This window comes from Aliicoccus persicus, assembly GCF_900110815.1.
GTDB lineage: Bacteria > Bacillota > Bacilli > Staphylococcales > Salinicoccaceae > Aliicoccus > Aliicoccus persicus.
In genome coordinates this window covers 146,138-169,431 of the sequence record NZ_FOIT01000001.1, presented here as the reverse complement: position 1 = coordinate 169,431, position 23,294 = coordinate 146,138, and the positions used below count along the sequence as shown (strand labels likewise).

Annotated in this window: 22 protein-coding genes; 3 read left to right on the top strand and 19 right to left on the bottom strand. The window is 40.6% G+C overall.

All coding sequences use genetic code 11. The annotated features are described in order from the left end of the window. Positions 1-186: 186 nt before the first annotated feature. The 7 genes from BMW30_RS00755 to BMW30_RS00725 form a co-directional block, all read right to left on the bottom strand. A complete protein-coding gene (locus BMW30_RS00755; protein WP_091472859.1) occupies positions 187-432 on the bottom strand; it encodes a hypothetical protein in 246 nt (81 codons plus the stop codon). Between the two features lie 158 nt (positions 433-590). Then, entirely contained in the window at positions 591-1,250 is a 660-nt protein-coding gene (locus BMW30_RS00750) for a sortase (RefSeq protein WP_091472857.1), read from the bottom strand. Positions 1,251-1,255: 5 nt separating this feature from the next. Beyond that, positions 1,256-3,214 carry an ATP-dependent DNA helicase RecG gene (recG, locus tag BMW30_RS00745; RefSeq protein WP_091472852.1) on the bottom strand — a complete coding sequence of 653 codons (1,959 nt, stop codon included), beginning with the start codon at positions 3,212-3,214 and terminating at the stop codon, positions 1,256-1,258. Positions 3,215-3,216: 2 nt separating this feature from the next. Further along, complete coding sequence (gene sdaAA / locus BMW30_RS00740) at positions 3,217-4,086, bottom strand: L-serine ammonia-lyase, iron-sulfur-dependent, subunit alpha (RefSeq protein ID WP_091472850.1); 870 nt, start codon at positions 4,084-4,086, stop codon at positions 3,217-3,219. Positions 4,087-4,095: 9 nt separating this feature from the next. Further along, the gene (gene sdaAB, locus BMW30_RS00735; protein WP_091472847.1) at positions 4,096-4,761 is read right to left on the bottom strand and encodes an L-serine ammonia-lyase, iron-sulfur-dependent subunit beta; all 666 of its coding nucleotides are present in this window, start codon (positions 4,759-4,761) and stop codon (positions 4,096-4,098) included. Positions 4,762-4,830: 69 nt separating this feature from the next. After that, positions 4,831-6,477, bottom strand: coding sequence for a DAK2 domain-containing protein (locus BMW30_RS00730; RefSeq protein WP_245705601.1), 1,647 nt, complete (start codon positions 6,475-6,477; stop codon positions 4,831-4,833). 14 nt (positions 6,478-6,491) lie between these two features. Continuing rightward, positions 6,492-6,863: an Asp23/Gls24 family envelope stress response protein gene (locus BMW30_RS00725; RefSeq protein WP_091472840.1), complete on the bottom strand. Its 372-nt coding sequence runs from the start codon at positions 6,861-6,863 to the stop codon at positions 6,492-6,494. 217 nt (positions 6,864-7,080) lie between these two features. Between BMW30_RS00725 and rpmB the strand changes: the two genes are divergently transcribed. Then, the gene (gene rpmB, locus BMW30_RS00720; RefSeq protein ID WP_091472835.1) at positions 7,081-7,269 is read left to right on the top strand and encodes a 50S ribosomal protein L28; all 189 of its coding nucleotides are present in this window, start codon (positions 7,081-7,083) and stop codon (positions 7,267-7,269) included. Positions 7,270-7,313: 44 nt separating this feature from the next. Here the strand turns inward: rpmB and BMW30_RS00715 are convergent, their stop codons facing one another. Genes BMW30_RS00715 through rsgA form a run of 3 tightly spaced genes read right to left on the bottom strand, consistent with a single transcriptional unit; the run spans position 7,314 to position 9,464 of the window. Then, positions 7,314-7,949, bottom strand: coding sequence for a thiamine diphosphokinase (locus BMW30_RS00715; protein WP_091472831.1), 636 nt, complete (start codon positions 7,947-7,949; stop codon positions 7,314-7,316). Further along, positions 7,939-8,598: a ribulose-phosphate 3-epimerase gene (rpe, locus tag BMW30_RS00710; protein ID WP_091472829.1), complete on the bottom strand. Its 660-nt coding sequence runs from the start codon at positions 8,596-8,598 to the stop codon at positions 7,939-7,941. Before rpe ends, BMW30_RS00715 begins: the two co-directional genes overlap by 11 nt. Continuing rightward, the gene (gene rsgA, locus BMW30_RS00705) at positions 8,598-9,464 is read right to left on the bottom strand and encodes a ribosome small subunit-dependent GTPase A (protein WP_091472826.1); all 867 of its coding nucleotides are present in this window, start codon (positions 9,462-9,464) and stop codon (positions 8,598-8,600) included. Before rsgA ends, rpe begins: the two co-directional genes overlap by 1 nt. A 115-nt stretch (positions 9,465-9,579) precedes the next feature. Between rsgA and BMW30_RS00700 the strand changes: the two genes are divergently transcribed. Then, on the top strand, positions 9,580-9,921 hold the full coding sequence (locus BMW30_RS00700) for a rhodanese-like domain-containing protein (RefSeq protein ID WP_245705600.1): 342 nt from the start codon (positions 9,580-9,582) through the stop codon (positions 9,919-9,921). 755 nt (positions 9,922-10,676) lie between these two features. Here BMW30_RS00700 and BMW30_RS00695 read toward each other — a convergent pair. The 9 genes from BMW30_RS00695 to gmk form a co-directional block, all read right to left on the bottom strand. Then, positions 10,677-11,948, bottom strand: coding sequence for a cytochrome P450 (locus BMW30_RS00695; RefSeq protein ID WP_091472823.1), 1,272 nt, complete (start codon positions 11,946-11,948; stop codon positions 10,677-10,679). Between the two features lie 69 nt (positions 11,949-12,017). Continuing rightward, entirely contained in the window at positions 12,018-13,985 is a 1,968-nt protein-coding gene (pknB, locus tag BMW30_RS00690) for a Stk1 family PASTA domain-containing Ser/Thr kinase (protein ID WP_091472820.1), read from the bottom strand. Then, the gene (locus BMW30_RS00685) at positions 13,982-14,719 is read right to left on the bottom strand and encodes a Stp1/IreP family PP2C-type Ser/Thr phosphatase (RefSeq protein ID WP_091472814.1); all 738 of its coding nucleotides are present in this window, start codon (positions 14,717-14,719) and stop codon (positions 13,982-13,984) included. The genes pknB and BMW30_RS00685 overlap by 4 nt, the downstream gene beginning before the upstream one ends. Before the next feature lie 7 nt (positions 14,720-14,726). Further along, positions 14,727-15,830: a dual-specificity RNA methyltransferase RlmN gene (gene rlmN, locus BMW30_RS00680; protein WP_091472810.1), complete on the bottom strand. Its 1,104-nt coding sequence runs from the start codon at positions 15,828-15,830 to the stop codon at positions 14,727-14,729. Beyond that, complete coding sequence (rsmB, locus tag BMW30_RS00675) at positions 15,827-17,128, bottom strand: 16S rRNA (cytosine(967)-C(5))-methyltransferase RsmB (protein ID WP_091472807.1); 1,302 nt, start codon at positions 17,126-17,128, stop codon at positions 15,827-15,829. The genes rlmN and rsmB overlap by 4 nt, the downstream gene beginning before the upstream one ends. A gap of 14 nt (positions 17,129-17,142) precedes the next feature. Next, a complete protein-coding gene (fmt, locus tag BMW30_RS00670) occupies positions 17,143-18,075 on the bottom strand; it encodes a methionyl-tRNA formyltransferase (protein WP_091472805.1) in 933 nt (310 codons plus the stop codon). Between the two features lie 12 nt (positions 18,076-18,087). Beyond that, complete coding sequence (priA, locus tag BMW30_RS00665; RefSeq protein ID WP_091472801.1) at positions 18,088-20,451, bottom strand: primosomal protein N'; 2,364 nt, start codon at positions 20,449-20,451, stop codon at positions 18,088-18,090. A gap of 63 nt (positions 20,452-20,514) precedes the next feature. Next, positions 20,515-20,709 (bottom strand): DNA-directed RNA polymerase subunit omega, encoded by a 195-nt coding sequence (gene rpoZ, locus BMW30_RS00660; protein ID WP_091472798.1) that lies wholly within the window; start codon positions 20,707-20,709, stop codon positions 20,515-20,517. 1 nt (position 20,710) lies between these two features. After that, positions 20,711-21,328 (bottom strand): guanylate kinase, encoded by a 618-nt coding sequence (gene gmk, locus BMW30_RS00655; protein WP_091472792.1) that lies wholly within the window; start codon positions 21,326-21,328, stop codon positions 20,711-20,713. Positions 21,329-21,447: 119 nt separating this feature from the next. On the opposite strand from gmk, the gene BMW30_RS00650 reads away from it, so the two are divergent. Further along, a complete protein-coding gene (locus BMW30_RS00650) occupies positions 21,448-23,172 on the top strand; it encodes an Rqc2 family fibronectin-binding protein (protein ID WP_091472788.1) in 1,725 nt (574 codons plus the stop codon). The last annotated feature ends 122 nt before the right edge of the window (positions 23,173-23,294 follow it).

The window sequence follows — 23,294 nt, the reverse complement described above, 5'->3', positions numbered from 1 at the left end:
CCACAAGTTTATGATAAGACCTCCAGCGTAAAGCTGTGAAACCACAAGTTTATGATAAACCCCCTAACATAAAGCTGTGAATTCACAAGTTTATGGTAAGCCCACAAACCATACAAAAACCCCAAAACTCTCTCCAATAGAGAATTCGAGGGTAATAAACATTTTCAATCTGCTCATACTTAACTATCATTCTTTATCTCCAGATTTATCTTTCTCAAAATAATCATACTTAAATACGTAAGTGAACAAAAATACAATGATTACTACACCAAATGGAAGAATTGAATACATGCCTAAGGACACATCATTTGGTACAACATACCTTAATATTAAAGCAGCAATTGCAACATAGATTAAGCTAACAATTATTGATGTCTTATTGGTATTAATAGTTCCACCCCTTCCTTCTCCCATGGCTAGGTCATCAATCACTAAAATCTAGAATAGCCTTCATACTAACTTTACCTCAATTGATAAAAAAAACAAATTCCTTATATTTATTCAACAATCACTTCAACTAAACCAACCCACAACCAAAACAAAACCCCAAAATTCTCTCCAAAAGAGAATCCAGGGGTCATATAAATCACCTATTCAACTATTTCTGCTTTTACAATTAAACGTGTATCCCACGTCATTGTCTCTGGATTGTAGTCATCACACGTGATCAATGTCATTTCTTGTGATGCACTCGGGTCGGGATCCTGATCCATCACTTCTACTGCAGTCGGATCTACCAATTCAATTTCAGTAATCACAAACTCCCGCGTACCTTCACGCGTAATAAACTCGATCTTATCTCCAATCTCTGCACGGTCAAGGTGGTTAAATCGGATACCAGCACCTTCTACTCGGTGGCCAGCGATCAGTACGTTTTGCATGTCGATATGATCATCTTCATTAACAAACGATAAACCGTTACGCAATTTTTCTTCTGTCCATTCGCCACCAAATACGGGTTCTGATATGTTCGCACTCGGAATATTCAATACACCTTCCATATTGCCGCTAAGTCTCACGCCTTGGCTCTTATTTGAATCTGCACGCGCGACGTTTCCATCATACGAATCAATGCCCGTAATGAATCGTTCCCACCAAGCAATTTCAACATTTTCTTCACCATTATGGAACGCTTCAATAATTCGATCGTTCACGCGATCTGTAAAATATTCCTGAATGTCTTGCCAGAAAAACAGCACAACTGCTGCGCCTATAAGCAAGAGACCTAACAATCTCATTAATACTCTCATGTTTTTTATCCACCTTTAGAAACGTGCGCGATGGCACTTTGTCTTGCATGTTCTAATATTCTATAGTCTTCGATTAAATTTGCAACTTTAAACTGTGGCAATCCGCTCTGTCTGACGCCAAAATAGTCTCCTGGCCCACGCATTTCTAAATCTCTTTCACTCAAGACGAAACCATCCGTCGTCTCCGTCATGATTTGCATACGCATGTGCGCATTTTCAGTTTTCGGATTTGATAACAGTATACAATAACTCTGCACGTCACTTCTACCGACTCGCCCTCTTAATTGGTGCAAAGTTGATAATCCATAGCGTTCTGCGTTGTATATTAACATTAACGTTGCGTTTGGTACATTGATACCGACTTCGATGACCGTTGTTGATATGAGGATTTTTTTCTCCAGTGACTCAAAGCGTGCCATCCGTTCTGCTTTTTCGTCTGCTTTCAATTGACCATGCACAAGTTCGACATTTTCTTTACCAAATGCATCGATGAAAAATTCAAAGATTTCATTTACATTTTCTACTTCAATTGTCTCTGATTCTTCAATCAACGGTGCAACAACGTATATACTATATCCTTTATTTAACTCGCTCGCAATCATATTCAAAATGATATCCAAATCATCAAACGTATGGTGTTTCGTGATGACTGGTCTACGCCCTTTTGGCATTGTCTTGATCGTTGACACGTCCATATCACCATATGTCGTAATCGATAAAGTTCTCGGAATCGGCGTTGCAGTCATGTATAAGACATTACGACGCGATGCTTTTGCAATCAACCTATTTCTTTGATTCACACCAAAACGGTGCTGTTCATCGACGATGATTAAACTGAGTTTATCGAATACAATGTCATCTTCGATTAACGCATGCGTGCCGATGACTAAGTCACATGAGCCGTCAGCAAGTTGATTGAGCACGTCATTACGTGTCTTTTTTGTCGTGCTTGCTGTGAGCAATGTTATGTTCAGCTTGTCACCAAACAATTCAGTAAATGATTCATAATGTTGTTTTGCCAACACTTCTGTCGGTACCATTAACGCTGTCTGCTCACCAATTGTTTTAATTGCATATGTAGCGATACCGCTGACGACTGTTTTACCACTACCGACATCCCCTTGGAGCAGCCGGTGCATCGACACGTTATCTCTTAAATCACGGCAAATTTCATTCGTCGTCTTCTTCTGATCTTCCGTCAACTCAAACGGCAACGTCTGAATGAATGCTTTTAGTTGATCATTATCATAATCGACGATGTAATGTGGGTTACGAATGCGCTCTTTTTTACGGCGTTCCATAATCTTGAGCTGGAACTCGAAGAGCTCCATGAATTTTATCGTCCGTCGCGCGTGTGTTAGCACCTCTTGTGACTCTGGAAAATGCATGATGTACAGAGCTTGATCAACCGGCATCAGTTGATATTTTTCTGTTATTTCATCTGGCAACTTGTACTCAATCGGATGCGTCTCAAAAATTTTCTTCAATATATTTTGGAACGTCTTCATGTGCATGCGCTGCTGTAAACTGTAGCGCACCTTCAGGGTCTCGTCACTATCTTTTGAGACAGACTGCCCTTTTATCTCTTGCTTATTCAAATCCACTTTACCCGTGATCATGACCTTATCACCAATGGATAACACATTGCGCAGAAATGGTTGATTAAAGAACATGACTTTTAAGTACACGCCGTCGACTGTGACGAAAACTGTCAACCGATTTTTTCCACCACGAAAATAGACGACAGCAGGCGTTGTTTCTACAACACCTTCTACTGTCGCTGTTTCGTCAGGATTCACTTCAGATATTGGGATAATTGTCATGTCTCGATATGATGACGGCAAATGATAAAGTGCATCATTCACCGTATATAATCCCAGTTCGCTTAACTTTTCATACATCTTTTCTCCCACACCTGATATTGTCTTTAATGACACATCGGTTGATACGAATGAAATTTCCATTATTATACTCCGAATAATTCTTCTTTAATTCTCTCACCTGTAGGTGTCGCAGCTAATCCACCACGACCTGTTTCACGCAATTCTTCCGGCATCGTTAAGCCAACTTTGTACATCGCTTCGACGACTTCATCCGCTGGAATTCTAGACTCAATACCTGCTAACGCCATATCTGCTGCTGTCAGTGCATTTGTTGCACCAGCGGCGTTTCGTTTAACACACGGCACTTCTACGAGTCCTGCAACCGGGTCACAGACAAGTCCAAGCATGTTTTTCATCGCGATGCTGAATGCATGTGCACTTTGCTGTGGCGTTCCACCTTGCAACTCTACTAACGCTGCTGCTGCCATCGCAGACGCACTACCAACTTCTGCCTGACATCCGCCTGATGCACCCGCTATAAACGCATTGTTCGCGACAACGAATCCAAATGCACCAGACGTAAATAAAAATCTGACCATCTGTTCTTCTGTTAAGTCTTTCTTTTCATTCACAGCAAACAATACACCTGGTACTACGCCAGCAGAACCAGCTGTTGGCGTTGCACAAATTTTACCCATTGCTGCATTGACTTCGTTCGTACTGACCGCATGCATGATCGCAAGTAGGTTCAGCTCACCACTGAGTCCTTGACCGGATTCGATATATTTTTTCATCTTAACGGCATCTCCACCCGTTAAACCAGTCGGGCTTTTCACACCATCTTGACCTTCTTTAGTCGCGTTCATCATGACATCTAAGTTCGTTTTCATTGAATTATATATATCCAAGTATGGAAGATCTCTGTATTCCATCTCTTGGAGAATCATCACTTCTGAAATTGTTATGTTTTCCTCTTCTGCACGTTTTACAAGTGCCTCAATACTATTAAACATACCATTCACCTAGCTTTCATCCATCAGAAAGACGCGCTGTACACCATCGACGCCTTCGATTTTATTTATAGTTTCTTCACTAACGATCTCATCAACTTCAATCGTCATGAGCGCTGTATTCCCTTTTTCTTTTCTCGATACATTCATCTGAGCCACGTTAATACCTTCATCACCGATAATCGTCGTAATGCGTCCGATTGTTCCGAACGTATCTTTATGGAAGACTAACAGTGCTGGATTGTTCCCGCTGATGTTGATGTCATATTCATCAATGCTGACGATTTCCATTTTACCACCACCGATTGAAATGCCTTCAACGCTAATGCGTGAATTTCCTTTTCTGAGGAATAAAATCGCAGTGTTCGGGTGTGATCGCGTTTCTTCGAGTTCAATAAACTGATACTGCATACCCGCTTCTTCCGCATATTCTTTTGCCTTAATGATTCTTGAATCATCTGTATCGAAACCAAGCAAACCACCGAGTAAAGCAACATCTGTACCATGCCCTTTATAAGTATCTTTAAATGAACCAAACAGATAAATATCGACGTGGTCCGGCGTCTCACCAAACAAACTTCTGGCAGCGAGCCCAATTCGAGCTGCTCCGGCAGTGTGTGAGGAAGATGGTCCGACCATGATGGGACCGATTATGTCAAATACACTTTTAAATTTCATAACTTCACTCCTCAAAAAAACCACAAGATTTATGTATCATGTGGTTTAAAGGTAATATAATTTTCTAATTTATTCAACTGAAAGAAGATAGCTGTAAACCGGTTGATCTCCCGCATGAACTTCAAATTCGACTTCGTCGTTCTCTTCTTCAATGCGTTCGATGACACGTTCTAACTCTTCTTCACTACCGTCTTCACCGATTAACACCGTGATGATTTCTGAATCGTCATCCAGCATCGATGAGATGAGTTCAGTTAATGAATCTTCACGACTATCTTTACTCGTAATGATCTTGCCATCGGCAATGCCCATATGTTGATGTTTTTTAATCGACACACCGTCGATTGTTGTATCTCTAACTGCATGTGTCACTTGACCCGTTTTTAAATGTTCAAGTGCTGCCATCATGCTTTCCACATTTTCATCAATTTCTACGTCTGGACTAAATGCAATGAGTGCAGCTAATCCATGCGGAATGGATTTTGTTGGGATCACTTTTAGTTCAACATCAACCATGTACTTCGCTTGTTCAGCTGCCATTATAATATTTTTATTGTTTGGCAACACGATAATATTTTTCACATCATCATTTTTAACGACATCAACGATATCTTGTGTCGACGGATTCATCGTCTGACCACCGCTAATTACATGTGTCGAACCCATGCTTTCAAATATCTTCTTAACCCCGTCACCAGCAGATACTGTGATCACTGCTGTATCATACGATTTCTTTTCCTGCTTTTTACTTTCTTTTTTCTTCTGAATCTCTCTGAATTGCTCACGCATGTTTTCAACTTTAACCTTTAACAACTCGCCATATGTTGCACCGTAAGTAAATGCTTCACCTGGCGTTTCAGTATGGACGTGAACCTTAACAATTTCTTCATCAGAAATAACGAGTAATGAGTCACCAAAGTCGCTCATCTCGCTCTTGAAAGTATCTTCATCAAATGTTCTTTTATCTTCTTGGAAACGCACCATAAACTCTGTGCAGTAACCAAATTCAATATCATCTTCTGTCATGAAGTCATCAAACTCATGATGATCATCAACAAAATCTTCCGTGTTTTCTTCAGCGTTGCTCACTTTTTTGGCGATTGTCTCACCTTTAAGTGCCGCTAAGAATCCCTCATACACATAGACTAATCCTTGGCCACCTGAATCGACAACACCGACTTCTTTTAACACTGGTAGTAAATCCGGTGTGCGCTTTAATGATGCCTTCGCTTCTTTAATTACCGCAGACATCAACTCGATCATGTCGTCTGTATCCGTTGACTCTAGCGCGATGTTAGCCGAATCTTTAGCAACCGTTAAAATCGTACCTTCAACCGGCTTCATCACCGCTTTATATGCTGTTTTAACACCTTTGTCTAATGCAGATGCAAACGTGCGTGCATCCAGTGTCGCTTCATCCACAATCGCTTTAGAAAATCCTCTAAATAACTGAGATAAAATGACGCCAGAGTTGCCACGCGCACCCATCAGTAAACCTTTAGAGAAATGTTTACCCACTTCACCAATATGTTTTTCATCTAATCCTTCGACTTCACTTGCACCTGAAGTCAACGACAAGTTCATGTTTGTTCCCGTGTCACCGTCTGGCACTGGAAAGACGTTCAGTGAATCCACGTAGCCAGCGTGCTGACGTAAGTTATCTGCACCGCTGATAATCATTTCTCTGAACTTTGCACCGTCTATCGATTTCATCACGCTAATCCTCCTAGCTACTCAGACTCATTGTTGATAATACGCACGCCTTGAACATGAATATTAACCGCACTGATTTCTAATCCTAATGTATTTTCTAACTTGTACTTCACTGCACCTTGAATGTTCGATGCGACTTCTGAAATCTTTACCCCATAACCGACAATAATAAATAAATCGATTGTTAATTGATCGTCTTTTAATTCAACAACAACACCACGTGAGTAGTTCTCAATACCGAGCAATTCACTGACACCGTCACGTACTTGGCTCTTTGAAGCCATGCCAACGATACCGTATGACTCGACTGCAGTACTCCCAGCAAGTGTTGCAATAACATCTTCTGAAATACCGATGCTACCGAATTCATTTTTAATTTCGAGAGTCATTATTATTCCCCCTGACACATTATATAAGTATAAGCAATTATGATATGTAAAAACAACCTTAATTTAAGTAGAATCATAAATAATTGGATTGTCGTTCGTTTATCTACATAAAAAATACTTGAATGTTAATTAATTGTATTGTACTATATTATAGTATTTAAATTAATAGACAACTGAATTCTATATGCCGTTGTATATATATGAAAGGGTGAATCACATGGCAAAAGAATGTTACGTAACAGGTCGTAGATCTAGAACTGGTAACAACCGTTCTCACGCATTAAATGCAAACAAAAGACAATTCGGTGCAAACTTACAAAAAGTAAGAATCATGGTAGATGGTGAACCAAAACGTGTTTGGGTATCTGCTAGAGCTTTAAAATCAGGTAAAGTAGAACGCGTATAATTAAACGCGCTGAACCTCAAGCGAATGCTTGAGGTTCTTTTTATTTATTCCGCCTTATCCCTACTTTGAATGACAATCAGCGGTTTGTTCGTTTCGATGATTGCAGGTGTCTGTTTATCGATGAACGCGTTGCTCACTGTCAAGGTCTTTCCAATCTCCAGTTCTAAATCATCTGCTTCATATTCCAAATCAGATAAAGTAATTCGTGTGCCTTCAAACATCGGGATAATCGAGACGTAATGCATGCCGTCTGCTTGCGTGATTTCATGTCGCCCATTGTCGATGCTCACAACAATATTTTTCTCATTGAGTAATGAAATATCATAATCCACAAAATCTTTGTGAACGAGTGCTTGAATGTTCGCAATCTCGTGATCCAGTCGACCACCGAGTGCCCCATATACATCGATGTCACGATACCCTTTTTTAACCAACTGATAAAGAGAAAGCTCAAAGTCCGTAAAATCCTTTTTGTGTGGCACGATATCAATTTCTAATGCGTCCTTAATTTTTTCTAACTCTTTCTTTGTGACAGAATCAAAGTCTCCAAACGCATAAATTGGTGTTACACCATGCTTAATTAAATAGTATGCACCATAATCAACACCAACCCATTTGCTACCTTCAATCGTCTTAAAATAATCCTTTTTAATCTTGCGCAGTAAGACGTTAACCTTCATGTTGACCCCTCAATAATTGGACCATTTCTTTGGCGTCTCGTGCTTTGAACAAGTAAGAGCCACTGACGAGTAATGTAGCACCTGCATCGATGCAATGCTTCGCCGTCTCGTCATTTATGCCTCCATCGACTTCAATTTCAAAATCTAAATTCTTCTCTGATCGAATTGCACTGAGTTCTTTTATCTTGTCGATGCCAGCATCGATAAACGATTGCCCGCCGAATCCTGGGTTCACCGTCATGATGAGTACATAATCGACATCACCGAGTAAATGTGTCACTTGAATGATTGGCGTTTGTGGATTTAATGCAATCCCCGCTCTCATCCCTTGCGCTTTAATGTATTTGACCAATCGGTGCGCATGGGCTGTTGCTTCGATGTGAAACGACACCATATCTACACCGATTTCACCGAGCGTTTCAATAAATTGTTCAGGATCCTCCGTCATCAAGTGCACATCGAGCGGCGCATCCGTCCCACGTCTAATCGCTTCGATCAGCGGTAACCCATAAGAAATATTCGGTACAAATTGACCATCCATTACATCGAGATGAAACATATCCACTTGAGCAGATTCCATTCTCACGATGTCATCTCGCAAATTTAAGAAATCTGCGGATAATAGAGATGGCAATACTTTTACTTCCATTAATATCGCTCCTTTCGGTTTGAAATTTCTTCGTGTATTGCTAAATAACTATCGTATCGTGACTGCTTGATACCACCATTTTGAAGCGCTTCTTTCACCGCACATTTCGGCTCGTTAATATGCATGCACTCTCGAAACTTACATTGATTTTGATAATCATTAAATTCTTTAAAGCAATATTTTATATTATATTTATCGATTTCCGTGAATTCTATCGTACTAAAACCAGGCGTGTCCGCAATTAAGCCACCACCAATGTCAACGAGTTCCACATGACGTGTCGTATGTTTACCACGATTCAACGCGCTCGAGATTTCATCCGTTTTGAGTTCGAGTTCAGGCAATAAAGTATTAAGTAACGATGACTTACCGACGCCCGACTGGCCGGATAATACAGTCACTTTATTCTCAAAAATGTTGAGTAAATCATTGTTCATCTCGTCTTGCGATGTAAAAAACACAGGATAAATCGCACCGTAAGTGTCTTTAATTTTATCGATTAAATCATCATCGTCCGCAAGATCCATCTTCGTAATGACAACAACAGGTTCAATATCATGCGCTTCTACATACGCTAAAAATCTATCCAGCAGATAAAAACTGAAAGCCGGTGTCTTCAGACTCATCGTAATGAGCACCTGATCAATGTTCGCCACAGTCGGTCGGACCAGTTCATTTTCCCTCGGATGTATTTTCGTTATATAGCCGTCCGTCACATTTTCAATTTGGAAATCAACAATATCACCAACTAGCGGTGACTCTTCAGTTTTTCTAAACAAACCACGCGCACGTGTTTGGTAAAGCGCACCGTTAAATTCCACATAATAAAACCCACTCAGCGCTTTAATAATTCTACCTGTATGCATACATCACCTCTAAGATTTTCTTATATTATAACAATTTCTAGTATATGATAAAATAGCACGGAGAATAGTGATAAGATAATATTGGATTTAAGTATTGAAAACATTTTAAAATACTATGAAGACAGTAGTGAAAAGACGAGGAGATGTTCACGTGAACGAAGCAATCAATAGCAGTCAAGTCAATGAGTATAAAAACTTGGAGAATCATGTATTAATCGACGTCCGTGAGACGGATGAGTTAGAACAAACAGGATTCGTACCAGGCGCGGTCCACTACCCTTTAAGTTCATTCGAGGATTTTATCGATGAATTTGATAAGGACAAGACATATGTCGTGATGTGCCACTCAGGTGGACGCAGTCGTAATGTTCAAGAATATTTACAAGGGCTAGGCTACAAAGCGATCAATGTTGAAGGCGGCATTACATTGTACGATGGTGAAGTTGAGTATCTATAGGTATTTAGTGTTACTCCCGAGGTTGAAATTGGATGCTGAGTAACACTTTGAATCATTGACTGTTCCTCACGAGGTGAAATCATGTTGCTGTGGAACACTTTGGATTGTTTACTGTTCCTCACGAAGAAAAAATCGAGACTGTGGAACACTTTAGATCGTTTACTGTTACTCCCTAAGTAAAAATCAGTAATAAAGGTTTATTTTTTAAAAATTTTGTGCCTATGAGCGAATCTCATTGACGCGTAAACCAATCTGCACGCCTATGAGCGAATCCCATTGACGCGTAAACCAATCTACACGCCTATGAGCGAATCTCATTGACGCGCAAACCAATCTGTACGCCTATGAGCGAATCTCATTGGCACTTAAATCAATCTGCACGCCTATGAGCGAATCTCATAGTCCGTCAAATCCTTTTGCAAGACCGTGAGCGACTTTCATAGTCCGTCAAATCCATTTGCAAGACCGTGAGCACAGCTCATAGTCCGTCAAATCCTTTTGCAAGACCGTGAGTACAGCTCATAGTCCGTTAAATTCATTTGCAAGACCGTGAGCGGCTTTCATAGTCCGTCAAATCCTTTTGCAAGACTGTGAGCGACTTTCATTGGAACGCAAAGTTTAGTGTCAGCTTATATTTCCCAGGCTGCCGCGCACCCCAACCCCAGAAATCCAAATCAACCCAACTCAAAACCCCAAAAAAACCGAGGCCCCACTCTCAATAAGAGGCCTCGGTCTTTCTTTTATCTTAAAATCAATTATTTTCTGTTTACATTTTCACGAACGTTCGTAATGTTCATACCACTTGCAACTGAACCTGGTAGTTTTTCTAAATCAACAGTCAAGTCTTGTTCGGGTACGTCATACGTAATGCGCTCTGCAAAGTATTTCATCGTTTCTTCCATGATGATGATTGTCATCCACTCACCTGCACAACGGTGGTTTGTATGGTAGTCACCGCCACCTTGTGGGATTAAATCAAATGGTGATCCGTCCCAGTCTTTGAAACGTTCTGGGTAGAACTCATTTGGATTATCAAATACATCATCGCGGTGCATTGTACCATAGACATCGAGTAAGATCATAACATCTTTATCGATTTTGTGGCCTTCGAATTCGAAATCAACTTTAGCTTTTGCCGGTAAGAATGGAACGAACGGATAGTACCGACGTACTTCTTGTGAGAACATATACGCATAATCTGGATCGTTCTTAATTTTTTCACGTGTCTCTGGATACTGATGTAATGCAAGTACACCGAATGTAACAAAACGGTTAATTGCAATTAATGGACGGAATGTGTTCATTAAGTCGATTGCACATAGACGTGAATCCATCGGGTTACCTTCGAAATCTTCCCAATGTGCAAATTCGTAAAGTGCTGTGCCTTCTGGTGGATGGATGACACCTTTACGTGTTTTATGAATTTGATCTTCTAACCAATCTTCAACGCGACGGCGCGCAGCTTTCGACTCTCTAAATCCTTTAAATGATAAACCGAGTCCTTTAAATGAATCGATCATCAAGTCCATATCTGTAGCAATGCGATCGATTTCTTCAGCTGGTGCCTGAACGCCTGCCCAACGTGTACCGATGTGCGTTAACTGTACGATTGCTTCTCGGTATACATTTACAGTGTCCTGACGTTCCATGTTTATCGTGTTTGAACGCCATTGGTTACGTGTTAATTCTCGTAGGTACTGTAAGTTACCTTCTGTCATCAATGACATGAAGAGTGCTTTTCTGTCAATATGCACTTTTCCAGTCGTTGTATGAATCGCACCTTTACCAAACAAAGTAGAAACAACACGCTTTGGTAACATACCTTCACGTTCGATCTTATCGTTATCGTAGAACGTTTCTGCTGCTTCTTTACCACTGATAAAAATAATACGTTTACCACCGAGTCCACGCGTTTCAAAAATGTTATTTGAATCCAGTCGCTTTCTTTGATTCTCAGTGTATTTGTAACCCTGTTTTATTGCTTTCAGTGTGTTATCAAGACCTTTATCTTTTTTAATTGTGCTCATTAATCCGTTCCTCCTCAACTTTCGTTCGTTATTATTATACTAAACTCACTAACTCCATGCCAATATTAACTAATATGGAACAGTTGCATCTTCAATGACTTCATCATCAACAGTGATTACATAGCGACCAGAAGAATTTTCCATAATTGTCATATTCACCGTGTAGAATGAGTCTTCTGTAATTCCAAATACTTCATAAACATTCTCAATAGAATGATTCGCATCACTGATATACACGCGAACAATTTGTAATTGTGATTCCTCTTCAGCATCTTCATCATCTATTTCATCATCGTCATCGTCTTCATCTTCTTCAGTCGCGACATATGTGTATGGAATGTTAATCGTATTTGAATATGCACGTTGTTGCGGTGGTTCTGGTCCAACTGAAATGGTCAATTCTACCGTTTCACCAATTTCTATTTCCCCATCTTCCGGTGTTTGAATCATGACAAATCCACTTTGGACGTTATCGCTGTACATTCGTGCAACGACTTCTGCTTCAAGTCCTGCTTCTTCAAGCATTTCAATCGCTTGTGATTCTGAATAGCCAATTAAATTTTCGACTTCTATCATTTCAATACCTTTTGAGATGACGAGCGTCAATGTTTTTTCTTCCGGATAAATTTCACTGTCCGGATCGATCGACTGCTCAATAATTTCACCAGCATTATCTTCGTCAGTATATTCTTCTTCGATCACGACTTCTTCAAAACCAAACGATTCGATACTGTCTGCCACGTCTTCATATATCTCGCCGACATAATCCGGCATATCACTCGGTGCGTGGCCGAGTGACACGACAACATCGATCGTTGATGCTGGTGCAACGGATTCGCCAACTTCAGGTGAAGCTGAGATAATGGCATCAACTGGTACATCATCATGATAAATTTCTTCAACGTCACCGATACCGAGTTCAAACTCAGCAAGACTCTCGGTTGCTTCTTCCACTGTTTGGCCAACAATATTTGGTACATCAACATAGTTACGTGTTTCATCGGTAAAGAAAATATATCCGATATAAAGCAGTGGCAATAATATTAAGAAGAAGAATATTAAGAATAATAAACAGCCGATACCTCTGCGTCTTCGCGGTTGTTCATCCTCGACTGCTTCTGTTTCGCCAGCTGACGGTGCGACAACCGGGGGTACGACTTCTGCACCCGCATCATAATCATCTTCATCGTCATCAAGATCATCACTTTCAGGTGCTTCAAATGTATCATATTGAACGAGTGCTTCGAACACTTCCTCCGTATGACGATAACGATCTTCCACATTTTTAGCCGTACATTTTTTGATGATGTTTTGAAGTGAAACCGGTACATCATCTCGAACGTCAGTAATATCTGGAATCTCTTCAGAAATTTGTTTGAGTGCAATGGAAACTGGTGTCTCTCCATGAAACGGCACGTCACCTGCCAACATTTCATAGAGCACGATACCAAACGAATATATATCTGTCCGCTCATCAGTATTCTGACCTTTTGCTTGCTCTGGCGAAATATATTGAACAGAGCCCATGACTTGATTCGTTTCCGTCATGCGCGTCTCACTCATCGCCTTGGCGATACCGAAGTCCGTAATCTTCACATCGTTGTTTTCATTTAAGAGTATGTTTTGCGGTTTGATATCTCTATGAATGACACCCGCTTCATGCGCATGACCAATACCATTTAAAATCATACGCGATAAAGAGACCACAGCTTCAATTGAAAGTGGATGATTGTCTCTTATGTATGTCTTTAACGTCGGTCCGATGATCATCTCTGTCACGAGAATTTGATATTCATCACTATCATCGACATCATATACACTCACGACATTGGGATGTGACAGCTTAATCGTACTTTGAACTTCACGTAAAAATCGATTTTTCGACTTGTCTAAATTATTTGGATCGGTTTTTATCAGCTTGACGACGACGTCGCGCTCTAAAATGATATCGTGTGCGAGGTAGACTGAACTCATACCGCCGCCCAGATATTTTTTCAACTGATAACGATCTGAAAATATGCGTCCAATCACACTCATTCACTCGCTTTCAAGTCAGCAATGACGATGCTGACGTTATCGGTAGAGCCGTTATCAAGTGCGGTATTTACCAAAGCTTCAGCGCGTTCCTCTAGTGGTTTTGAATTAAACATCTCTTGGTGAATTTCACTTTTAGAAAGCGTGTCTGTCAGTCCATCTGATGCTAGTAAAAGATAATGGTACTGTTTATTGCGAAGACGGAATACGTCCGGCTGAATCAACCGGTTCGTGCCCATCGCTTTCGTCACGACATTTCGATGTGGGTGTTTCAGTGCATCTTCGCGAGTAATTTCACCAGAATCAATAAGTAGCTCTACAAACGAATGGTCTTTCGTCACCTGTTGAACGTCGCGAGCGGTTAACACGTATGCGCGAGAGTCTCCGATGTTCAAGACGATAATCGTGTCTTCAATAAACGCAGCGAGCACAATCGTCGTACCCATACCTTTATACTTATCATCGGTTGTAGAAAAGTCATATAATTCACGATTGACTTGAATGATTAAGTTTTTCATAAATTTTTCCGCTTCGTTCACACGGAGTAAATTTGTGTTTTTCCATGCTTCAACCAGTTTATCTCTAACAAATTCACTGGCAACTTCACCATGTTGATGACCGCCCATACCATCAGCAACAAGGAGTAATTGCTGATTGGTACCGTTTAAAATAATTGCAGTCGTATCTTCATTGTTTTTCCGGAAGTTACCGGTGACACTACGTTCAACAATTCTCATCTAAATCCTACCTCTTAATTTCATCTTGTGATTCTTTTGCGCGTAGTTGACCACAAGCAGCATCAATATCTGTTCCTTGCTCACGACGCAATGTTGCATTGACGCCACGATTATTTAATGTTTCTAAAAATTGGAAAATATCATCGCGTGATGTTCTCACATACTTACGCTCAGGCACATGGTTGACTGGAATTAAGTTGACGTGACATTTTAAGTCGCTGATTAAGTCAGCGAGCATATTCGCGTGTTTCGGTTGATCATTGACGCCGCCGAACAGGCCGTATTCAAACGTCACACGACGTTTCGTTTGCTGTTGATAATATTTTAAACTGTGCATGAGTTTCTCGATATCATATGCCTTATTGATCGGCATCAGTGATGTGCGGATTTCATTATCTGCAGCGTGTAAACTCACAGCAAAGTTAATTTGAATATCCTCATCGGCAAAGTCATAAATGCGTGGCACGATACCACTCGTTGACACTGTAATATGACGCGCACCGATGTTCAGTCCATCATCATGATTAATGATGCGGATAAAGTTCATCATCGAATTGTAGTTTTCAAACGGTTCGCCAATCCCCATGATGACGATGCTTGATACGCGTTCATTTGTCGCATCCAGTGCACGCTGAATTTGCACGACTTGAGCGACAATTTCACCCGCTTCAAGGTTGCGTTTTAATCCGCCTAACGTTGATGCACAGAATGTACAGCCGATCTGACAGCCAACTTGTGTCGTCACACAGACCGAGTTTCCATAGTCATGACGCATCAATACCGTTTCAATTGAATAGCCGTCTCGCAACTTGAATAAGAACTTCATCGTCCCATCTTTTGACTCTTGCTTGACGAGCGTTTCTAACGATTCAATGCTATAGTTCTCTTTTAAAAAGTTTCTTAAGTCTGTCGGAATATTCGTCATTTCTTCAAATGAAGACACGCGATGTTGATACAACCATTCAAAAATTTGATCGGCACGATAACTATCTGCGCCAAAATCTCTCACAATTTCAGTTAATTCACTCAGCTGATATGAGTAGATAGATGGTTGATCGAATTTCGGCTGCTTTATACTTTTTATTAGTTTTACTGGTGGTCTTTCGATCATCTAATCACTCTCCTTTTAAATTTTGCGATAAAAAATCCATCTGTATCAAATTCATATGGCAATATTTGACGCATGTGTCCACTGAAGTTTAACGTCGGTAAATCGAATGGTTCAAACTCAATATCTTCATTTTGTTTCATAAATGTATACGCGACATTTTCATTTTCCATCTGATGGATTGTACACGTGGAGTATATCAGTTCTCCACCTGGTTTTAAAAACTGTTTGACATGATTTAGTATTTCTAATTGAAGTTTGACCAACGAATCAATATCTTCACTTTTTCGTTCGTATCGAATCTCTGGTTTGCGTCTAATCACGCCAAGACCTGAGCACGGTGCATCTACGATAATTTTATCGTATTTCTTACCATAATCAAATGCAGTCGCATCAGCAACAAATGCAGAGTAGTTATCAATCTCCAAACGCTTCGCTGCATTATCAATCAATGTGATTTTGTGTGGGTGAACGTCAGCAAGATCGGCATGCCCGTCTGTTAACTTCTCTGCGACGTGCAAACCTTTACCACCCGGCGCACTACATGCATCGAGTACTACATCGTCATGTTTTGGATTGACCGCGTCATGGACGAACATTGAACTGATATCTTGAATCGAATACATCCCTTTAAAAAATAATGGATGTTTCAAGATTTGATTCGTTTTACTTATTATACCATCTTGGTGTAATGTTGCCGCTTCCACTTCAAGCCCGTCCGCGGTCAACTGCTCAATCAAAGTATCACGCGTCGTTTTACGCGTGTTCACACGTGCATAAAGCTTCGGTCTGTCTTGCAAGCTCTCTGCAATTTTAACCGCACCTTCAAATTTATAATGCGTGATCCAATGCTCGATAATCCACTGTGGAATGCTCGATAAGACGCTAAGACGTGTTTTATCGTTTTTAATATCGCTGAAGTCTCGGAGCGGCTCGCGCTCAAAATTTCTTAAAATCGCATTCGTCACTTTACTTGCGCTGAGCCCGCCGCGCGTTTTCGTTATTTCTACCGCTTCGTTAATGACAGCATATGGTGGAATGCGGTCCAAATAGACCAGCTGATAGACTGATAACATTAAGAGATTGCGCTGCCACTGGCGCATGCGACCTTTTATGAATGGTGCAAGATAAAATTCAAGCGTTAACTTTTTAGCGATCGTGCCATAGACAATTTCACTGAGCAGCGCACGGTCACTGTCGTTTAACTCATAGTTGTTCAAATAATCATTGAGCACGATGTTCGAATAACTACCACTGAACACCTTATCTAACGCACGCAGTGCAATTTCTCTTACATTCATCACTACCCCACCCTTCATTCAAAAATTTTACCGATTAATTCTTTCTTACTGTTTATATAATTCGATGCAGGCATGCGTTTTTTACCCGCGGGTTGAACTTCTAAAATCTCGACAGTATTACCATCACCAGCCGCGACTAAGAAACCATCTGTTGTGTCAGATACAATTGTACCCGGTGCTTTATCGGTTTGTTTGTCGCCGACTTTAGAAAAGTAAAACTTCATACGGTTTCCTTCAACGATTGAATAAGCACCTGGCCATGGTGAGAGTCCACGAATGTGGAAATCCACAGCTGTTGCATCATTTTGCCAATCAATTTTTTCATCTTCTTTTGAAATGTTCGGACTAAATGTGACGTGTGAATCGTCTTGCGGCATATGCGTGTGAGTGTCGTTAAAGATATCACTCAGTGTGTCGACGATTAGAGACGCGCCAATTTCACTTAAACGGTCATGCAAGTCCCCTGTCGTGTCATCTGCTGTAATCGGTGTAGATGCTTGAGAAATGATATCTCCACTATCGAGTCCTTCTTCCATATACATAATTGTGACACCACTTTCACTGTCACCTTCCATAATCGAACGATGAATCGGGGCCCCGCCTCTGTGACGCGGTAGCAACGATGCATGCACGTTGACCGCACGATGAATCGGAAATTCAAGCAAAGCTTTCGGCAATATTTGACCGTAAGCAGCCGTCACGATAATGTCTGGTTCAAACGATTTGATGTAATCAATTACTTCCTGGTCTTTTATCTTTTCTGGTTGGAATGTTTCTAACCCAAGTTCTTGTGCACGCGTAATGACCGGCGGTGGCGTCAATATACGCTTTCTGCCGACTGGTTTATCTGGTTGAGAGACGACGAGTACGATGTTAAATGCTTCATGAATCGCATCGAGTACGCCGACGGAAAAGTCTGGTGTTCCCATAAATATTAAATTTTTCACTGGTAAATCCTCCTACATAATCAAGCTCGGATTAATATCAATTTTTAATAAAAGTCCTTTTGCCTTGTATGTTTCAAAAAAGTGATCATCGAGTGCTTTTAGAACGTCCATCAGTCCGCTTTCGCGTTTATATTTCAATAATATTTGGAATCGGTACTGTTTATTCATGCGTTCAATTGGACTCGGTGCTGGACCGACGATGATCGATGTGTTGCTCATCTGTTGACTCAACGTCTGATGCACGTGGTGCGCACCTTCTATGACGTCAGCCATTCGCTCACTTGAAATCGTAAATAACACATGGAAATAATATGGTGCATATCTGGCAACTTTACGAAAATCCATCTCTTCCCGATAAAACCCCATGTAATCTTGATTTGTCGCAAATTGAATAGCATAGTGTTCTTTGTTATACGTTTGAAAGACAACTTCACCCGGCAGTTGATGACGCCCTGCTCTACCTGCCACTTGCATGAGCAATTGGAACGTCCGTTCGCTCGCTCTAAAATCAGGCAGGTTTAACATCGTATCCGCATTTAATACACCGACAAGTGTCACATTCGGATAATCGAGTCCTTTCGCAATCATCTGTGTGCCAAGCAATATCGAAATATTTTCACGCTCAAATGTGTTTAATAGTTTTTCGTGCATCCCTTTTTGTTTCGTCGTGTCAAAGTCCATGCGCACGACGTCTGTATTAAATGTGTCTCTTAAAATTTCTTCAACTTGTTCTGTACCGAGACCTCTAAATGTGACCGATGTAGAATCACATGCTGCACATACTTTTTTCACAGTTTCTTCATAGCCACAATAGTGGCACATTAAGTTCTGTTTTCGCTTATGATAAGTCAGTGAAATATCACAGTGCGGACACGTCGACACGTGCCCACAGTCCTGACACAGTTGGAAGTTTGCATAACCACGTCGGTTGAGTAACAACACAATCTGTTCTTCCTTTTCAATGCGCTCGATTATTTTATCTTGGAGCGTATCTGAAATAATTGAGATATTACCCCGCTTATGTTCTTCAGCCATATCGACGACTGAAATATCAATCGGTGTTTGATTCACTGCACGTTTGGTTAACTCGAGCAGTTTGTATACGCCTTTTTCAGCTCGAGCATATGACTCAATCGAAGGTGTCGCAGAACCTAAAACGATCGGACAACGATTGTATTTCGCACGCACTTTAGCGACTTCAACTGCATGATAGTGTGGGCGTTCATTTTGCTTATATGTCGTTTCATGTTCTTCATCGATAATGATGATCCCTAGGTTTTCAAACGGTGCGAAAATGTTACTGCGTGCACCGATTGATACACGCGCACGACCCTCTTTAATCTTGCGCCACTCATCATACTTCTCACCTGGAGATAGACCGGAATGAAGCACAGCGACATCATCGCCGAAGCGCGACTTGAAGCGGTTTGCCATCTGTGGTGTCAGTGATATCTCCGGCACGAGTAAAATCGCCTCCTGACCGTTTTGTAAAGCCACATCTATTGCTTGCAAGTATACTTCAGTCTTTCCACTTCCCGTGATGCCATGTAGTAAAAAGATGTCATCTTGTCGCGCATCAATCGATTGTTTAATCTGATTGAAGTTTTCTTGTTGCTCAGCGTTCAAAGCTTTCTTTTTATCCGCTTCGAAAACCTTATTTTTAAATGGATCACGTTCAATTTCAACTTCAGTCTTTTCGATATAGCCTTTTTTATAAAGTTCATTAACGAGGTGATTTGAATAGCCGCGTTCCGTTAAGTTACGCATTAAAGTCGGTTCTGATGCGGCTTGAATTTCATAAAACAATTCGAGTTGTTTCGGTGCATTTTCAAGGTTCATATCATCGACGATGGCATAGACTGCAAGTGCTTTTTTCGGTGCTGTATGCTGTTTAATGATCGTCTCTTCAGTAATGCGTTCTTCCTTGATAAAAACACGCAGTTCTTTTAGTTCTTCCTTCGTTAAGTACTTCACTTCGGGCCCTTTTGGACGTGCATTGATCCAATCGATTGCTGCGTCATCATGCCCAACAAGCACTTTTTTATAGTTAGACTTTAAGGCGGCAGGTAAAATTGTTTCAATTACATTGATGTAATTATCCACATAATAATCAGCGATATGAATGGATAACTCAACCAACTCCGGTTTCAACACCGGTTCGATATCGAGGAGTTTGGCGATTGGCTTTAACTTCGTCGTGTCGTAATCGACGGTTTCTTTCAGTTCCACAATGAATCCTTGAATCGTTCTACTCCCGAATGGGACGAGGACACGATGCCCAACTTTCGTAAAGCTTACCATGCTCTCAGGCACTTCATATTCAAAAATTTTAGATACGGCTTTGTTTGGAATATCAACGATAATCGCTGCATACATCATACTCACCATCCACAGATTTATTTTACTAAAGACAGAAAAAAGCCGACATAGTTGTCAGCTTTATTTAGTAGATGTCACTGTATGAGCAGCGATTTCTTCAAGCGCCTTGCCCACTTCTTTATAGCTATCATAGTTTTCTAACGTTGTACGTGAAGGATAATCCTGCAGCTCACGTGCACGCTTTGCAGCCATCGTAACGATTAAATATTTTGAATTTTGATTTTTCTTTAACTCATGAAGCGGTGGATATAACATATTAAAATACCTCCAGTATTTGTCTTAACTTATTTTCAACACGGTCGCGTCTCATGTGCTCAGCTTCAACGATACATTGAATGCGTCTTCTCGCTTCATCCACATCTTCATTGACGACGACGTAATCATATAAATTCATAAGTTTTAATTCATCTTTTGCTTTACTAATCCGTCTGTTAATCACTTCATCCGAATCAGTGCCGCGTTTTATCAGTCGATCATGCAGTGCCTTTAAGCCTGGTGGAGATAAAAATATAAACAGCGCATCTGGAAATTTTTCACGCACTTGTTTGGCACCTTGGACTTCAATCTCCAAGAAGATATCATTGCCATTGTCGATTGTTTCTTTTACATAATCAACAGGCGTGCCGTAATAATTCCCAACATATTGTGCATACTCAATAAATTTATCTTGTTCAATCAGTGCTTCGAATTCCTCTTTCGTTTTGAAGAAGTAATCGACACCATCCGCTTCACCAAAACGTGCATCACGCGTCGTCATCGAAATAGAATATTTAAAATTTGTGTTCGGATGATCAAAAATTGCTTTTCTCACAGTCCCTTTACCAACACCTGATGGTCCTGACAAGACAATTAGCAGACCCTTTTCGACACTCATAAAAGCAACATCCCTCTTAAATTAATAATATCTAATGTACCATAAAAATACCGAATTTTCATCTATTCATAATTATTCATGTTAAAATACATAAGATAATGATTATAGGAGGCAAAATCATGGCCCTTGATGGTAATTTTGTCCATGCGCTCATAGCTGAGCTTTCGTTTTTAAAACGTGGAAAAATCAATAAGATTCATCAGATCGATGATTACAATATTATATTCAAAATACGTGCTGAAAGAAAGAATCATCAACTATTGGTGAGTGCACATCCACAGTTTTCACGCTTTCATCTGACAGAAGAAAAATACGAAACGCCTTTTAACCCACCAACGTTTCTACGTGTATTGAGAAAACATATCGACGGTGGGTTTATTCGAGATATCAAGCAAATCGGCAATGACCGACGTATAGAGATTCATATTTTAAGTCGCAACGAAATTGGTGACGAGACAGAGAAAATCTTAATTTTAGAAATCATGGGACGCCACTCGAACATCGTGTTGACTGATAATGACTATAAAATTTTAGATGGCATCAAACATTTGACACCAAACAATAATATAAGAACGATTATGCCTGGTGTAATGTATGAAGCGCCGCCAACTGGCGAACAGTTAAATCCGAGAGATGATGCTGCGCTTGAGCGATTGCCAGGTCTTATTGACTTCAATGCAGGAAAAGTTGAAAAACAAATCGTGAGAAATGTTGAGGGTGTCAGTCCTTTATTTGTAAAAGAGTTGAAGCATCAAATCGGTTACTTTAATGTTCGTAATATTGTGCCGGGTATTAGGGAGTTGTTGAAGACTCGCGAAACATCGCCAGTGATGTATGAAATAAATGGCAAGACAGTTTTTTATCATTTTGAATTAGAACATGTTATGGAAAATGGTGGTAATGTGAATGTCGTGCGCTTTGATACATTAAGTGCGCTGCTTGATGATTACTATACGCACCGCTACCGTCAGGAAATTGTGAGGCAGATGGCCAACGATTACTATCAATTGGTCGAGCGTTTATATGCAAAGACCGAGCGAAAATTGACGGCACTTCAATCTGATTTAAAAGAGACCGAGCTGAAGGATGAATACCAAAAGTATGGCGAGTTGTTAACGGCATATATGCATGACGTGAAACCACATATGGAATCCGTGCGAGTGAACGATTATTACACGGATACGGAGGTAGATATCCCGCTTGATCCAAATAAATCGCCGAGTGAAAATGCCCAGCGCTATTACCAGCTCTATAATAAGTTGAAAAATCGTGAGACAGCTTTGGTCAATCAGATTAAGCAAGCAAAGCAAGACATCACATATTATGAAAACTTGATTCACCAAATGTCATCGATTACGACTGAGCAAGAAGTACAGGAAATTCGTGAAGAATTGATGGAACAAGGTATCGTGAAGATGCGTGGTGCAAGTGGGAAAAATGCGAATGCGAAGAAGAAATCTTCAGGGATTACGCTGAATACGTTTAAAACCAGTGGCGGATTTACAGTTCTTGTTGGGAAAAATAATAAGCAAAACGACTATTTGACGAATAAAAAAGCAAGTAAACATCATGTTTGGTTCCATACGAAAGATATACCAGGATCACATGTGGTGATTACAGAGTCATTGGAAAATGTTGACGAGTCGGATTTGATGGAAGCCGCAATGATCGCCGCCTACTTCAGCAAGGCAGGAGAATCAGAAGGCGTTCCGGTTGATTTCACTGAGATTGCGAATGTGACGAAGATCAGTGGCGCGAAACCAGGGTTTGTCACATATAAAAATCAGAAAACTTTATATGTCACACCAGACAAACGCGCGGTTGAGGCAATGCGAGTAGATTAGGTTTGGTTTGGATTGGCTGTGAATTTTAAAAGCATCATCTCCCCGGTTGATTTTGATTGGGAGATGATGCTTTTTTTGTGTAAAGTGTGCGGCAGGTCGGAAAATCTTGAGCTGACGCACAG